Annotated in this window: 12 protein-coding genes; 11 read left to right on the forward strand and 1 reads right to left on the reverse strand. The window is 53.4% G+C overall.

Features of this window, described 5'->3' with window-relative positions:
• The first annotated feature begins 47 nt into the window (after positions 1-47).
• Positions 48-3,221 (forward strand): sensor histidine kinase, encoded by a 3,174-nt coding sequence (locus ACYVHB_RS27855; RefSeq protein ID WP_461055173.1) that lies wholly within the window; start codon positions 48-50, stop codon positions 3,219-3,221.
• Between the two features lie 66 nt (positions 3,222-3,287).
• Positions 3,288-3,551, forward strand: coding sequence for a uroporphyrinogen decarboxylase family protein (locus ACYVHB_RS27860; RefSeq protein ID WP_461055174.1), 264 nt, complete (start codon positions 3,288-3,290; stop codon positions 3,549-3,551).
• 2 nt (positions 3,552-3,553) lie between these two features.
• Here ACYVHB_RS27860 and ACYVHB_RS27865 read toward each other — a convergent pair whose 3' ends face one another.
• A complete protein-coding gene (locus ACYVHB_RS27865) occupies positions 3,554-4,402 on the reverse strand; it encodes an AraC family transcriptional regulator (RefSeq protein WP_461055175.1) in 849 nt (282 codons plus the stop codon).
• 143 nt (positions 4,403-4,545) lie between these two features.
• Here ACYVHB_RS27865 and ACYVHB_RS27870 point away from each other — a divergent pair, with 143 nt between their 5' ends.
• From ACYVHB_RS27870 to ACYVHB_RS27910, 9 genes are all read left to right on the forward strand, one after another.
• Complete coding sequence (locus tag ACYVHB_RS27870) at positions 4,546-5,550, forward strand: phytanoyl-CoA dioxygenase family protein (RefSeq protein ID WP_461055176.1); 1,005 nt, start codon at positions 4,546-4,548, stop codon at positions 5,548-5,550.
• 120 nt (positions 5,551-5,670) lie between these two features.
• Positions 5,671-6,891: a TolB family protein gene (locus ACYVHB_RS27875; RefSeq protein ID WP_461055177.1), complete on the forward strand. Its 1,221-nt coding sequence runs from the start codon at positions 5,671-5,673 to the stop codon at positions 6,889-6,891.
• Positions 6,892-6,978: 87 nt separating this feature from the next.
• A complete protein-coding gene (locus ACYVHB_RS27880; RefSeq protein WP_461055178.1) occupies positions 6,979-7,380 on the forward strand; it encodes a Rid family hydrolase in 402 nt (133 codons plus the stop codon).
• A 99-nt stretch (positions 7,381-7,479) separates the two neighbouring features.
• Positions 7,480-8,562: a D-TA family PLP-dependent enzyme gene (locus ACYVHB_RS27885; RefSeq protein ID WP_461055179.1), complete on the forward strand. Its 1,083-nt coding sequence runs from the start codon at positions 7,480-7,482 to the stop codon at positions 8,560-8,562.
• Positions 8,563-8,702: 140 nt separating this feature from the next.
• Positions 8,703-9,326 carry a TetR/AcrR family transcriptional regulator gene (locus tag ACYVHB_RS27890; RefSeq protein ID WP_461055180.1) on the forward strand — a complete coding sequence of 208 codons (624 nt, stop codon included), beginning with the start codon at positions 8,703-8,705 and terminating at the stop codon, positions 9,324-9,326.
• 82 nt (positions 9,327-9,408) lie between these two features.
• Positions 9,409-10,725 (forward strand): TolC family protein, encoded by a 1,317-nt coding sequence (locus ACYVHB_RS27895; protein ID WP_461055181.1) that lies wholly within the window; start codon positions 9,409-9,411, stop codon positions 10,723-10,725.
• A gap of 41 nt (positions 10,726-10,766) precedes the next feature.
• A complete protein-coding gene (locus ACYVHB_RS27900) occupies positions 10,767-11,816 on the forward strand; it encodes an efflux RND transporter periplasmic adaptor subunit (protein ID WP_461055182.1) in 1,050 nt (349 codons plus the stop codon).
• 124 nt (positions 11,817-11,940) lie between these two features.
• Entirely contained in the window at positions 11,941-15,087 is a 3,147-nt protein-coding gene (locus ACYVHB_RS27905) for an efflux RND transporter permease subunit (protein ID WP_461055183.1), read from the forward strand.
• Positions 15,088-15,104: 17 nt separating this feature from the next.
• Positions 15,105-15,422 (forward strand): acyl carrier protein, encoded by a 318-nt coding sequence (locus ACYVHB_RS27910; RefSeq protein WP_461055184.1) that lies wholly within the window; start codon positions 15,105-15,107, stop codon positions 15,420-15,422.
• Positions 15,423-15,611: the final 189 nt, after the last annotated feature.

Genomic DNA, 15,611 nt, shown 5'->3' on the forward strand with positions numbered 1-15,611 from the left:
GTTTGCTCAATAAACGATACATTAGCTTACTATTCAATTCCTTACCTATGGACACCTTCCTGAAATCATCAGTTTCATGGCGGTGGTTAGCCATCTGGCTGCTGATAAGCGGGCTGGCTGGCCATCCACTGCGGCTTTGGGGGCAATCGACCCGATTCGTTGAAGCGGGCAATTCTACCGTGCCATTCGAACGCCTGACCACCGCACAGGGCCTTTCCACCCACTTTGTCATAATCATCATGCAGGACCGGAAAGGATTCCTGTGGTTTGGCACGGCAACGGGCTTAGACAAGTACGACGGCTACCGATTTACGAATTACAAATTCGATCCCCGCGATACAACGTCGCTGACCAAAAATCAGGTTCTTACGCTTTGGGAAGATCGGGATGGCTTGATCTGGGTGGGAACCAGCGAAGGAACCTGCCGATTTGACCCGCGCACGGAAACGTTCACCCGTTTGGTGAAGAGTGCCGCTAATCCGTATGCCTTTAAGTTTGCCCAGTCATTCGAGGAAGATCGGGAAGGGAACTTGTGGATTGGGGGAAGCTTTGCAGGAGAATTAAGGCAGGTTGACCGGAAAACGGGTCAGTTTTCCACAACGAACTACGCCGATCAGTTGGGTATTGACCCCAGCAGCAACCAGCGGCTTCACCTCACCCTGCGGGATAAATCCGGGACACTTTGGGTGGGCAGTCCAACGGGACTGCACCGGCTCAACCTGACAGCCGCCGGGGCGGGTAAGCCTTCCCGCGTGAGTTTCACGCACTACCGGCATGATCCTGCTAATCCCAACAGCCTGAGCCAGAACTTCGTCACCGGCTTGTACGAAGACCGACGGGGTGTGCTGTGGGTAGTTACTGTCGAGGGCGTACTGCATGCATTTGACCGTCGGTCGGGCCAGTTTACCCATTACCCCCTCGACCCGACCCGTAAACTTCATCTCTATCGAATGTTGAAAACGGGGATTGCCGAAGACGCGGAAGGGAACCTGTGGGTAGGTACGTTCAAAGCTGGGCTGTATAAAGTGAGTAAAGACCGTACTCTCATCACTCATTTTATGCATAATTCGGCTGATCCAGGCAGCATTATCAATAACTCCATTATCTCACTCGTAGTCGACAGGTCGGGGATTCTCTGGGCTGCTACTCATGAAGGAGTGATTAAGTTAGACCCCAACCGCAAACCCTTTCGGCTATACCGCCATAATCCGGTTATTGCTCATTCATTGAGCCAGAATAATATTACTGCTCTTTGCGAAGATCACCAGAACGTACTCTGGGTTGGCACTATACAAAGTGGCCTGAACATGTTGAATAAGGCAACCGGACAGTTTACGCAGTACCGACACAATCCCAGAAAAGGAACCAGTTTACGCAGTGATGCAGCAACAGCGATTCTGGAGACCAGAGACGGAAACCTTTGGGTAGGAAATGGAGACTACCTATCCCGCTTTAACCGCAACGATGCTTCCTTCACCCATTATCCGCTGCATCATCCTTTCATCATGGATAATTCCGGTGCTTCGCCCATTTTCACCATCTGCGAAGATCGGCAGGGAACGCTTTGGCTGGGCACGGATAATGGTTTCCTAAGTTTTGACCGAAGGACGGGCAAGACCGTCAGTTACCCCTACGACCCCGAGCATCCCGAGCGCGTTAGTGACTACTGGGTACAGGCGATTCTGGAAGACCGCCGAGGGAATCTGTGGATTGGGCCGGGCAGCCAGGCTCTTGTCCGGTTTGAGCGCAAGACAGGCGCCTTTAAGCAGTATCGATACGACAGCCGGAAACCGGGTAGCATCAGTTCCATGACCATTTCCAGCATTTATGAAGATTCAAAAGGAAATCTCTGGTTCGGGACGGGTGAAGGCGGTCTGTGCCGGTTCGACCATGCCACTGAAACGTTTACCACCTTCACGGAGCAGGATGGGCTGGCAGGAAACGCGGTCTTTTCTATCCTGGAAGATGATGCGGGTAATCTCTGGCTGGGCACCAACAAGGGCCTTTCCAGGTTCTCATTGGCTACTCGCAAATTCACCAACTACAGTGCTGATGAAGGGCTACAGGGGAGCATGTTTACTGCTATATATACTGAAGGGGCCGCTTGTAAAGGGAAGGACGGCACGCTTTATTTTGGCGGTACCAATGGCTTCAACGCCTTCGATCCGACGAAAATCCAGCCCAATACGCAGGTGCCGCCCATCGTAATTACGGAGTTTAGGCTGTTTGACAAACCCATGCCTGGAAAAAGCGAAGCCAACGAGATTAGCCTCAACCACGACCAGAATTTCTTCTCCTTCGAATTTGCCGCCCTGAACTACACCAACTCGCAAAAGAACCAGTACGCTTATCAGTTAGTGGGCCTGGAAAAAGACTGGGTATACAGCGGTTCCCGGCGCTATGCCAGCTATACCGATTTAGGCCCCGGCACCTACACCTTCCGCGTCAAAGGGACCAACAATGATGGTATCTGGAATGAAAAAGGCACCTCCCTGACGGTCGTGATTAAACCCGCCTGGTGGCAAACCGTCTGGTTCAAAATTCTGGTTGGTCTCGTTTTGGCGGGTTTGCTTTATGCCGCCTACCGCTACCGAATCAACCAACTCCGGCGCGAACAAGCCATCCGCGACCAAATCTCCCGCGATTTGCACGACGACGTAGGCGGCATCCTCTCGGGTATTTCCTTTTATTCCGAAGCGGCCCAAAACCTTCACCAGCAGGGACGACACGCCGACTCCTATCAACTCCTGCTCAAAATTGCCGACAATGCCCGCCAGACTATCAGCCAGATGAGCGACGTAGTCTGGTCAATGCGCTCGGATACGAATAATGCGGGGCAACTGGCTCAGCGATTAGAAAGTGTAGGTCGGGAACTCCTCACGGCGCGGGGCATCGGGCTAAGCGTCGAGGCTGATGCGGAACTGGAACGGCTGACGCTACGACCGGACGTAGTACGAAACCTGTATCTGATTGGCAAAGAAGCCCTGCATAACGCGGCCAAGTACTCGCAGGCGACGGAGGTCGAGTTAGGGATAAAGCAAAATGGCGGGAAGGTGCGGGTAAGCGTTCAGGACAACGGACAAGGCTTCGACCAGCAGCGGGCGCGCACGGGTAACGGTTTAGAAAATATGCACCGACGGGCCGAAGCCATCGGCGCAGGCTATACGTTGACAGCCGAGCCAGGTCATGGAACGGCTGTTACTGTTGAAAAATCCGTGTGAGCGCTGGACTACGAGGTTGCCTACGCCAAATTCGGGCCCCGGTTTCAAGACTACCCCGGCCAGATCGTGAATGTTCCCCTGGCGGCTGAGGGCAAACCCCTGTCGCTTAGCCAGGCCGCCGAGCTGTTCAAGCGCCCGGTGATGGGCGGTATCGACCGCCACGGCGTTCTGTCCACGGGCACACCAGCCGACGTAAAGAAGGCGGTGGAACTGGTGTTGAAAGACGCGCCCGCCCACGTGATCCTGGGGGCCAACTGCACGGTCCGCACCGATATTCCCATCCAGAATTTACAGATCGCTATTAAAACGGCCCATGAGTTTCGGGCGTAAATCTATTCAGCCCGGTGCCGTTTCTTAAACTGGAGTGGATTTTCGCCCGTTACGCGCCGGAAAACTTTATTGAAATACGATAAGCTTTCAAACCCGCAGGCGAAACAGGCTTCCGTTACGTTCTGGTCGAGCAGAAGTAATTTCTGAGCCTGATTGACGCGGAATTGATTAACAAACTGAGTGAATGTCATCCGGGTCATCCGCTTGAAATAGTGGCAAAACGCGCCCGTCGTTAAATGGCTCAGGTTGGCCATTTCGGCAATGTCGATTTTGCGCCCGTAGTTTTCTTCGATGAATTGATAGACCCGCCGGAGCCGCTGCTGTTCATTGAGATTGTACCCATTGGATACGGGTTTCCCGTGCAGGGGCGTCACCTCGTCGCTGGTGGCTAAGCGCTGAAAAATGGTCAGCAGGGCCATCATCCGCGCAAACGGTGGCCGCGCTGCCAGGGCTTCCAACTGCTCGCCGACTGCGCGTTTGGTTTCGCCGTGAAATGACAGTCCCGAGCGGGCTTGCTCAAACAGCCGGGCAACGTCGGCGAACTCCGGTGCCCGCCAGAAGGATTCGCCCAGAAAATTCTCGTTCAATTGAACCACCACTTTGCGGTAGTCCGTCTTGACGCCGTAGTCAAAATTCAGGTGCGGGATGTTCGGACCGATAAACACCAAATCGCTGCCTTCGTAACGCGAAATATGATCGCCTACATGCCGGGTGCCGCTGGCTCCGTCGATATACACAATTTCATATTCGGGATGATAATGCCAGAGGAAAATAGTTTCCAGATGCGGAGTCAGCAAGATATGAAACGAGCTATCCGCATCGGGATTAATTTGTTCTAGTTTAAGCTTCATTTTGCTCCCTACTGATGTAAATTGAGGTAAATTGATAAAACAGGAGCAATATAGTACAAAAAAAGGCCATTGACGTTCTAACTCCAGCGATCATTGATCCACTACTTTTGTCCAAAGCAAACGCTCTAAAACACAAACCGACTATGGAAACGATGCCGCCGACCATGACTCCAACAGGTACGCCTGCCGCCATGATTCCCGACAATGCCCACAAAGACATTCCCGGCAACCCGTCAACCGCCACCAGCAGTACTATCAGTCTCAACGACCGCTCCGGGCCAAACGCGGAAAAACCCCTGCGGGTGCTATCGGAGGCCGACTGGACATTCTGGAAGGAGAACGGCTACATCGTCGTCAAACAGGCGGTGCCGAAAGAACAGGCCGACCGACTGGCCCAACTGCTGTGGGAATTCGAGGAGAAAGATCCGGCCGAACCCGAAACGTGGTACGCCCCGCCCCGTGCCGAGATGAAGATGAAGGAACTGACCAACAGCGGTATGGTCGAACTCTACAATCATCAATTGGAGTGGGACAACCGCCAGTACCCGCGCGTGTACGATGCGTTTGTCGATGTGTGGGGCGTCGAAAACCTGTGGGTCACCATCGACCGCGCTAACCTGAACTTCCCCGTCCGGCCGGGCCACGAATTCAAAGGGTTTATTCACTGGGATTACGACCCCGAAACCAGGCCGCAGAACGTGCAGGGCGTACTGGCGCTGGCCGATCAGACCGACGAGAACATGGGCGGTTTCCAGTGCATTCCTGACCTGTACCGGAACTACGACACCTGGAAACTAACCCAGCCAGCCGACCGCAACCGCTTCCGGCCCGACACGACGGGCTTTGACCTGGTGAAAGTGAAGATGGAAGCGGGCGATCTGCTCATTTTCAACAGTACCCTGGCCCACGGCATTCGGCCTAATCTGACCAACGACAAAGTCCGCATTGCGCAGTATATTTCGATGATGCCCGCTCAGGAAGACAACGAAGCCCTGCGGCAGTGGCGCATCACCTCCTGGCGCGAGCGGCAGGCTCCCGAAGGCTACGCGTTTCCCGGCGACCCGCGCAACTGGGAGAAAACCCGCTACCAAACCGCCGAACTCTCCCCGCTGGGCCGTAAACTGTTGGGGCTGGATCGTTGGGGATGAGTGTTTGGGTGTATGCGTGTTTATGAGCAAAAGATAAGACCTGGATAGACCATTGCAACGCTTTTGGTTCATTGGGGTCTTACTTTCATAGCTGTTAAACAAGCTTTTCCCTGTGAAATCATGAAACCTACTTCTGTACTCTGTTTTTTACTGCTTAGTTTGGGTGGGTGTAAGCAAAATGACGTACTGCCCGGCGCGTATTTAAGGCCATTATATTTAGGAATAGAACCTCTCCGTGATGGAGCCCTGCTAAAATGGACGCCCGTGCGCCACTTTGAGGAACACGGGCCGGACAACTCTGTATCCCCGGCTCGATACGAAATTTACGTGTCGGAAAGCACCGAAAAAGAACTGCGGAGAGTAGCCATTATCGACGGTGCTGTGCGTGAGTATGTAGTGCAAAATCAGCCGGAGGGAAAAATGATTTACGCTCAGGTGAGGGCTATTCATCCGAAGCTTCCGGGCAGCGAATCGAACGTGGTTACGACAAATACGGGCCAGTTGGGTATATCGGAAGTCTTGTTCTCTGTCAACACACCCTATATTTCTTACGGGGCATGGGGCGGTTCGGGTTTGGTTTACGCGGGCGCTGATGGCCTCTCAGTAAGACGATCTGATGGAAGTGTGCGTAAGTTGAAAAGTGCAGGATCGCTGCCTGTGCTTTCGCCCGATGGCCAATACGTCGCTTTTGTGGGGAGCAGAGATTCCGCTACCCGTAATATAACCCAGTTACTGGTTGAAACGGTTGAGTCAGGCGTTGTCCGGCTAATAGACACGCAACGGGATATTTTTTCGGTCGAATGGTCAAACGATGGCCGGAAGCTTGCTTACGTCGCCTTGGGTGAAAAGCAGAGTAGTAGAAGCGTATGGAAGCGGTCATTAACAGAAGATAAGAGCACACTTGTCTACACACCGGCTGGTGGCTCTGATCAGCTTGGGGATGGTCGGATCGACTGGTCACCTGATGACGCATTTATAGTGGTCACCCAAGGAAAACCTGAAACTTCACTGAGTCGATACGTTACTAATTTAATTCGTATTCCAGTTGATGGAAGTTCTCCTCAGACCCTCTTGGCATCCGGCTGGTTCGACGAGCAGCCTGCCTTCTCACCCGATGGGCAACGCCTGGCCTTTGTCAGCAACCGTTCAGGACATCGGGCCATCTGGGTGCTAAAGCTTAGCAATTATACGCTTCAGCAGGTTACGGGAAATGAGGAGGAACTGCAGTATTATTCCTATTATTTTAATCGTCTTGACTGGATGAGTAATACTCAGTTAACTTACTCCGGCCGAGTGTCTCAACCGCCCAATGTTATACTGAAAAAGGTAATCCTACAGTAAACCAATTTTCTCCCTGATTTTATCGGGCGAGTGGCCACTTATTGATTTGTATTGCCCATTTTTCGGGCGAAAATTACTCTTTAATTTATGGCCGCGAAAACGCCCGTTTATCATCCCAACGTAAAAGAAGGGCTTACAACACCCGCTTATTCACCCGGCATCATCTGCGACGGCTGGCTTTTTGTGTCGGGCCAAACCTGCCTGCATTACCCAACGGGTGAAATCAGGCTTGGCACCATTGAGGAAGAAACGCACCGCGTGATGCAGAACATTGGCGAGATTCTGGACGGAGCAGGCTGTTCCTGGGACGATGTCGTCAAAAGCACCGTTCACTTAGCCAACATCGCCGATTTTGCCGCCTACAATGCCGTTTACGCCAGTTACTTCACCGGGATCAAACCCGCCCGGACAACGGTACAGTCGGGTTTGAGAAATGGCATCAAAGTCGAAATTGAGGTGGTGGCGAAAGTGCCACAGGTAGGTGTATAGTGTATGCGTGTTTATGTATTTAGGTTGGGTTAGTAGCCCGCTGTAGCAGAGGACACCTAAAAACTCATGCACACAAACACTCTAAAACCCACCCTTTTTATGCCCTGGTACGAAGTTCAAAACGCCGACACCATTGCGTCTCCGGCCTTATTGGTTTATCCTGACCGGGTTACTGAAAACATTCGGCAAACAATTCAACTGGCGGGTGGGCCAGAACGGTTGCGCCCCCACGTCAAAACGCACAAGATGCGGGCCGTAACGGACCTGCTGCTGGCCGAAGGCATCCGGCAATTCAAGTGCGCCACGGTGAAAGAAGCCCGGATGCTGGCCGAAGCCGGTGCTGACCATGTACTGCTGGCCTACCCGCTCGTTGGCCCGGCTGTAGACCGACTGGCTCAGTTACGGGCCGAATTTCCGGCCATTCAGTTTGCTTGCCTGATTGATGCGTCAACGTCGGCGCAACGCGTGTCCGATACGTTCGCAGCCAACCCGCTCGACGTGTACATCGACCTGAACGTGGGCATGAACCGCACGGGTATTAACCCCGCCGACGCACTGGACCTGTACGCATTCTGCCAGACGCTGCCTGGCGTGGTGGTAGTGGGTCTGCACGGCTACGACGGCCATATCCGCGCTTCTGATCTAACGCTCCGCACCCAGCAGGTCGACGAAACCTTCGCGCTGGCCGACGGGGTCCGGCAAGCCATCGCCGACGCGCACGGCGTCCAATTGCCGCTTGTTATGGGTGGCACGCCAACGTTTGCCATCCACGCCCGGCGTCCCGACGTGACCGTCAGCCCTGGTACGTTCGTGTTCTGGGACGCGGGCTACGGTCAGCAACTGCCCGACCTGCCGTTTGACTGGGCCGCCGTGCTGCTGATGCGGGTAATTTCGGTCATTGATGAGCAGACGCTGTGTCTGGATCTGGGCCATAAATCCGTAGCGGCCGAAAATCCGCTGCCCCGCGTGGTATTCCTCAATGAGCCGGACGCCGTACCCATTGGCCAAAGCGAGGAGCATTTGGTCGTTCGGGTAGCCAATGCGCACCGGCACCCGCCCGGCACAGTCTGGTATGGCGTTCCCGTTCATATTTGCCCCACCGTCAATCTCTACGATAGCGTCAGCGTTATTATTGACAATCAGTCCGTTGCTACGTGGCCCGTCACAGCGCGGGGGCATTGATGAGTAGTTGAGCGTAGTACTTTACTAAGATGCAGGTGCTGTTAAAACAAGATTTTAAATGTTTGTTTAAAAAAACTATTTGAAACGCTTGGACGTTAATTAAGCAGAACTTACTTTTGACCCGTTCAATGAGAAAAGATATGATTTGTCAGCCATCACCGTCAACAGAAGAACGAATCCGGGAAGGAGCCAAACGGGTCTTTCTGGAGAAAGGCTTTGACGGGACCACCACGCGGGATATTGCGGAGGCTGCTGGCATTAACATCGCGTTGACAAACTACTATTTCCGTAGTAAAGAGAAGCTATTTATTAATGTCTTCGAGGAGATGCTTCAGTTGTTCTTCAAGGGCATGGTCGATATTATGAACAAGTCAATTGGTCTGCGCGAGAAGATCGCGGAGTTGATTGAGCATGACTTCCAATTGTGTAAGAGTAACCCGAGTTTGTCAATCTTCATTATGAATGAGATTCATCGAAACCCGGAGCGCATGGCTACGTGCATTGGCGTTATGAAAGCTATTCATCAGTCCATGTTTGATGAGCAACTCCAGCAGGAAATCGAACAGGGAACTGCCCGGCCCATCAAAGCGATGCATCTGATGCCGATGATCTTTGCGAACGTTCAGTTTCTGTTTATTGGAAAAGCGATGCACATGAAGATGTGGCAGATGGACGAAGCTGGCTTTGAGGTTTTTACGGACGATCAGAAACACATTGTTACGGACATGATTACGAGCTATGTGTTCGATTTTAAAAAGGGGTAACCCTTTTTTTGCCGTCAATTTAAACAAACATTTAAATTGATTATTTATATTTTCTGTTTAAAACATCATAAAAACGTCAACTATGAAAACGATTTATTGGTATCTGACAGCGGCCTTTCTGCTAACGACTTCAGTAACGAAGGCGCAGGATCAAACGCTGGAGCAGTTGATCAGCAAGGCCTTGACCAGCAATTACAGTGTTCAATCGTCCCGGTTAGATGAACTCCGAACCGAAACGCAGATTGAGCAGGTCAAAGCCAACGCTCGCCCCCAGGTGAATTTGGTGGGTGATTACAAACGCTACATCAAAATTCCGGGTCAAGTGGTGCCCGCAGCGGCTTTTGGTGGCCCCGAAGGGACCTACTCGGTGCTGGCTTTCGGGCTGCCCTACAACCTGTCGACATCGGTGCAGGCTACCCAGCAAGTGTACAATCCACTCTTGCTGATTGCGCTCAAAACGGCCAAAGTCAACCGGGAGGTATCCGCGTTTCAAACCCAGAAGACTAAAGAGGACGTGGCCTACAACGTGTCGGCGGCTTATTATAACCTCCAGACCATCAGCCAGCAGATTGCGTTCCTGCGCAGTAACCTGACCGCCACCGAACGGCTGATTCGCATCACAGACCTACGGCGGCAGAATCAGTTGGCGCAGGGCATCGACGTAGACCGGCTTCAGTTGAGCAAAACGGCATCGCAAACTCAGATCGAATCGTTGCAGGCGACCTACAACCAGTTGCTCAACACGCTTAAATTCCTGACCGGTACTCCCCAGGCCGATTCGCTTTCTGTGCAGACGGCTATTGACGGAACAAGCCCGGTAACGCCCGCCAACGAATTCACCATCAACCGCACTGATTTACAGTTGCTCGACCGGCAGAAAGCCCTCAACGGCTTAGACCAGCGGACGATCAAAGCAGGCTTTGTACCGACGCTCTCGCTTTACGGAACAGCTAATAGTACGGTCTATGCCATCGGGGGCGACAATTCGTACCTCAAAAACGTGCCGGGTTACTGGGCTGGACTGCAACTGAACTGGAACCTGTTCGACGGGTTTGCCCGCAAAGCCAAACTAAGTCAGAACCGCATCGACAATCAGAAATTAGACGTGCAGCTCCGCCAGACCCAGGAGTCGATTTCGATGGACATTGCCAACGCCCGCAATCAGTTTCTGGTACAGCAACAGAATCTATCGACCAACCGCAGTCAGGTGACGCTGGCCGAAAAAGTATACACCCAAACCCAGCTTCAATTCAAAGAAGGCACCATTGACATTACCGATCTGGTGCAGGCCGAAAACTCGCTACGGGATGCCCAGAACAACTACCTCAACACCTTAGTCAATCTGCGCACGGCCGAACTCGACTGGAAAAAGGCCACCGGCAGCTTAATCAACCGCTAAATCAATCTCAGTTTACAACTTGTAATCGCTAAAAAGACAGTATGAAACGCATCATTATAGTACTCGCATTAATCAGTACCCTGGGCCTGACCGCCTGGACGTTGCTCAGCAACAAGGAGAAAGTAGAGGCCAAGGTCTACAAACCTAACCCCGACCAGAAAGTAGGGGTACGCACCGCCGTTGCCGAACTGCGCAACCTGTCGCAGGAGACCGAGTTTCTGGGTTCGTTCTCGCCGAACCGCGTAGTCGAGGTGCGGCCCCAGGCGGGCGGGCAAATTACCGCCCTGCCGTTTGAGGAAGGCCAGTCGGTGGGGGCGGGCCGGTTAATGGCCAAGATCGACGACGAGCAGCTCCGCTACCAGGTGGAAGCGTTGCAGGTGACGCTGGAAGGCTATCAGAATGATCTCGTCCGCTACGAAAATCTGGTAAAAGGTGACGCGACCCCGGCCGTTAATCTGGAACGCACGCAACTCAGCATCCGCGCTACCCAGGCCCAGATCAAGCAGCTTCGTAAGCAAATCGCCAACACGACCGTAACCGCGCCGTTTTCCGGCATTGTGACCGAGAAACTGGTTGAAAAAGGATCGGTGGTATCGGTAGGGGCACCCATTGCTAAAATCACGGACATCTCGTCGCTGAAGTTAGTAGTCGAGATTCCTGAGAAAGACATCAACCGGTTCCGGGTTGGTCAATCCATCCCCATCGAAACCGATGTTTATCCCGCCGTTCGCTTTACGGGTCGGGTGTCTATGGTGGCGGCCGAAGGTGATGCCGCTCACAAGTACCCCGTCGAAATCAAGGTGCTCAACTCCGGCAGAAATCAGTTGAAAGCCGGTATGTACGGCACCATTGCCAACACTGATAAACTGAAAAGCCAAACGCTGTCCGTACCCCGCCAGGCCATCTTAGGATCGGCGAAGCAACCCCAGATATACGTCGTCGAAAAAGGCAAAGCGGTGCTAAAAACCGTGGAAATCGGGGCCACGACCAACGAGTATTACGAAATCACGAAGGGTCTGAAGGCGGGCGACCAGGTGATCACCAGCGGTCAGATCAACCTGCAAAACGGCACACCGGTTATTGCTCAATAAAAAATAGAACGCTGATTTTTATGATTGTTAGGATCGACTATGATTTTTCAAAAGCATCATAACTAATCTTAGAAATCATAAAAATCAGCCGGTCCGCCGGTGCGGTTCAATCTAATCAAACGCTATGAATTTCGTCGAAACCATCATCAAACGCCCCTCGCTCATCATTGTGCTGTTTGCCGTGTTGAGCCTCGGTGGCCTGTTCAGCTATAACCTGCTGAGTTACGAGTTACTGCCGGAATTTTCGGTGCCAACCATTACCATTACCACGGTTTATCCGGGTGCCGCCCCGAGCGAGGTAGAAACCGAAGTCAGCAAACGAATCGAGGATGCCGTATCGGGTCTCGATAACCTCGACGACGTGAAGTCCAATTCCTTCGAGAATGCCTCCGTCTTAGTTGTTACGTTCAAAGCGGGCACCGATATTGACCTGGCCATGCAGGACGCGCAGCGGGAAATTAACAAAGTGCAGAGCGATTTGCCCGACGATGCCCAAACGCCTTCGCTGGCCAAAATATCGCCCAGCGACCAGCCCATCATGCAGATTCTGGCTACTTCGATCCTACCTAACGAAGTGTTCTACCAGCAGATGGAAGACCGGTACCTGCCTCAGCTTCAGCAAATTGCGGGTGTGGCCGAGATTACGATGGTGGGGGGCGACAAGCGCGAAATCCGCATCAACGTCAACGACGACAAACTGAACTACTACGGGTTGTCGCTGCTCCAGGTGACGCAGGCCATCAATCAGGCGAATCTTGATTTCCCGACGGGCAAAGTGAAAAGCACGACCGAAAACATGACGCTGCGGCTCGCGGGCAAATTCACTTCGTTAGACGATATCCGAAAGTTAGTGATCGTAACCCCTATGAACGGCAGCCCCATCCGCGTGAGCGACGTCGCCAACGTGACCGACGGACTGACCGAGCCGGAAAGCATCAGCCGCTACAACGGCCGGAATGGAATTGGCTTGTTCATCAAAAAACAGTCCGATGCCAACGCGGTAGCCATCAGCGAGTTGGTGCAGGAAAAGCTGGCCGTTATCTCGAAAGAAAACGCCAAAGACCAGGTGAAATTCGCCATTGCCGACGACACCAGCATCACCACCCTCGACGCGGTTGACGCCGTTACGGAGGATTTGCTGCTGGCTGTTTTGCTGGTTGGCGCGGTCATGTTGCTCTTTTTACACAGCTTCCGCAATGCGTTCATTGTGATGGTGTCCGTCCCGGCCTCGCTGATTTCGGCTTTTCTGTTCATGTACGTCATGGGTTATTCGCTCAACCTGATGTCGTTGCTGGCCCTGTCATTAGTGATCGGTATCTTGGTCGATGACTCGATTGTGGTGCTCGAAAACATTCAGCGGCACTTAGAGATGGGTAAAAATCGCTGGCAGGCCACCCTCGACGGCATGAAGGAAATTGGCTTTGCGGCCGTGGCTATTACGCTGGTTATTGTGGTGGTATTTGTGCCGATTACGTTCGTCGATTCGGTGATTGCCGATTTGCTGCGGCAGTTTTCGCTGACGGTTGCCTTCGCCACGATGGTGAGTTTGCTGGCCAGTTTCACGCTGACGCCCTGGATGACTTCGCGGATGGCCCGGTTGGAAACCCTAAATCCTAAAAATCCATTTCAGGCGTTTCTGATCTGGTTTGAGCGGGGGCTAACGGGCCTAACCAACTGGTATCACGGCAGTCTGGAGTGGGTGCTAAGTCATAAATTGGCCTTCACGGGCATTTTGGTCGCCATTTTCGTGGCTACCGGCTGGATCATGAGCCTCGGCATTATCGGCTCGCAGTTTGTGGCGCAGGGCGACCAGGGCAAGTTCCTGCTGACGATGAAAATCGACAAAAGTGCATCGCTGCAACAGAATAACCTAACCGCCCGGCGCATTGAAGACTACCTGCGGAAAAAACCGGAAGTGCTGAGCATCTTCGCCAACGTGGGCGGGGCCAGCACGGGTACCAATAGCACGGGACAGGGTGAAACTAACCGGACCGAGTTGTCGGTGCAGTTGGCAGAAGCCGATCAGCGTCCCGGTAAGCAGCCCACCGAGCAGTACATGATGGCAGTTCGGCGCGAGTTGGAACAGCGGTTTCCGGCCATCGAATTTAATTCGTCGGTAGTGGGGTTGGTCAACTCCGGCGTTGCGCCCATCGAGATTTTCCTGAGTGGTGACAACCTGGAACAGAACCTGGCAGCCGCCGAAAATTTGGCGAACCGCATCCGCAAAACGCCCGGTGCCAACGACGTGAACGTGTCCATCGAATCGGGCAACCCCGAAGTGCGGGTGGAAACCGACCGCGAGAAAATGGCCAAACTGGGATTGGACATCGCCACGGTGGGCGGTACGCTGCAAAACGCCTTTGCCGGTAACGACGACTCCAAATTCCGCGATGGGGGCGAGGACTACGATATTCGCGTGATGCTCGATGCCTTCGACCGGAAGAATCCCGACGACGTCAAAAATATTAACTTCTTCAGTCCGGCGGCTAACCGGCCGGTGCGTCTGGCCGAGTTCGCTACCGTCAGCCTGAGCAATGGCCCGTCGCTGCTGGAACGCAAAAACCGGCGGTCGGCCGTTACGGTCACGGCCAACACGCTGGGAACAGGGTCGGGAACGCTGACGGCCGCCATCCGGGCCGATTTAGTCAAAAATCCGCTGCCCGCCGGGGTTTCGGTGATTTGGGGGGGCGATGCCAAAAATCAGGAAGAAGGTTTTGGTTCGCTGGGGCTGGCCATGCTGGTGGGCATCATGCTGGCGTACTTCATCATGGTGCTGCTCTACGACAGTTTCATTTACCCGTTCGTGGTGATGTTCTCGGTGCCGGTGGCGGTGATCGGTGCCCTGCTGGTGCTGGCCCTGACCTCATCCGACATCGGTATTTTCTCCATGCTGGGCTTCCTGATGCTGATTGGTCTGGTGATTAAAAATGCCATTCTGATTGTGGACTTTGCCAACCAGCAGAAAGCCCAGGGCGTGCCCTACCGACAGGCGATTCTGCACGCGGGTGAAGAGCGGCTGCGCCCGATTCTGATGACGACCCTCGCGATGGTGATCGGGATGATTCCCATTGCCACGGCGAGTGGTGCCGGGGCCGAGTGGAAAAATTCCTTAGCCTGGGTCCTCATTGGCGGCCTGAGCAGTTCGATGATCCTGACCATTTTCTTAGTGCCGATGGTGTACTACCTCGTCGACCGGGCGCAGGAGTGGTTTGCCGGTCGTTTCGGCAAGAAAAAAACAACGCAGCCTGTACCCGAAGCCGCTATGTCTTAATTTAATCATTCCTCATCATGACACGTCATCAGCTAAATGAGCGTCTCCTGACTCTCCTTGTGAGTAAAGGGGCAACCCCAACGGCGCTTACCGATGAAGCCAATTTCAACCGCGACCTCGGACTTGATTCGTTGGATGTAACTGACGTACTGCTGGATGTTGAGAGTAGTTTCAGCATCCGAATTCCGGACGAGGATTGGTGGCTGCTGCAAACGGTTGGCCAGTTGAAAGCTTACCTCGCTAACGAAGTTCTGTTCGACCAGGATCAGCCTGATCGGCTCATTCCATCACACAACGTGTATGGAACAGCGGTAGGGATCAATACGCCATCGTGACCAGCGACGAATGACGGGCGACTCCGCATAACGGTGGGGTCGCCCGTCGTCCGTCGCTGGTCTTTTTCCTCAGTCAGTATCCTTCTGCCCCGCCGAATGACCTGTTTTGCCGACGCGGGCGCGGTTTGTGAGGCCACAGACCAGAAAAGAAGTGAGCTACTGAATTGATACCTTTTTTAAGATGTTCTT

The sequence above is a fragment of the Spirosoma arcticum genome, assembly GCF_054779955.1.

What these genes read in the sequence shown, in the direction of transcription:
- ACYVHB_RS27865 (WP_461055175.1), bottom strand. Translation starts at nt 4,402, where the DNA reads ATGAAGCTTAAACTAGAACAAATTAATCCCGATGCGGATAGCTCGTTT.
- ACYVHB_RS27890 (WP_461055180.1), top strand. Translation starts at nt 8,703, where the DNA reads ATGATTTGTCAGCCATCACCGTCAACAGAAGAACGAATCCGGGAAGGA.
- ACYVHB_RS27885 (WP_461055179.1), top strand. Translation starts at nt 7,480, where the DNA reads ATGCCCTGGTACGAAGTTCAAAACGCCGACACCATTGCGTCTCCGGCC.
- ACYVHB_RS27870 (WP_461055176.1), top strand. Translation starts at nt 4,546, where the DNA reads ATGGAAACGATGCCGCCGACCATGACTCCAACAGGTACGCCTGCCGCC.
- ACYVHB_RS27910 (WP_461055184.1), top strand. Translation starts at nt 15,105, where the DNA reads ATGACACGTCATCAGCTAAATGAGCGTCTCCTGACTCTCCTTGTGAGT.
- ACYVHB_RS27880 (WP_461055178.1), top strand. Translation starts at nt 6,979, where the DNA reads ATGGCCGCGAAAACGCCCGTTTATCATCCCAACGTAAAAGAAGGGCTT.
- ACYVHB_RS27905 (WP_461055183.1), top strand. Translation starts at nt 11,941, where the DNA reads ATGAATTTCGTCGAAACCATCATCAAACGCCCCTCGCTCATCATTGTG.
- ACYVHB_RS27875 (WP_461055177.1), top strand. Translation starts at nt 5,671, where the DNA reads ATGAAACCTACTTCTGTACTCTGTTTTTTACTGCTTAGTTTGGGTGGG.
- ACYVHB_RS27855 (WP_461055173.1), top strand. Translation starts at nt 48, where the DNA reads ATGGACACCTTCCTGAAATCATCAGTTTCATGGCGGTGGTTAGCCATC.
- ACYVHB_RS27900 (WP_461055182.1), top strand. Translation starts at nt 10,767, where the DNA reads ATGAAACGCATCATTATAGTACTCGCATTAATCAGTACCCTGGGCCTG.
- ACYVHB_RS27895 (WP_461055181.1), top strand. Translation starts at nt 9,409, where the DNA reads ATGAAAACGATTTATTGGTATCTGACAGCGGCCTTTCTGCTAACGACT.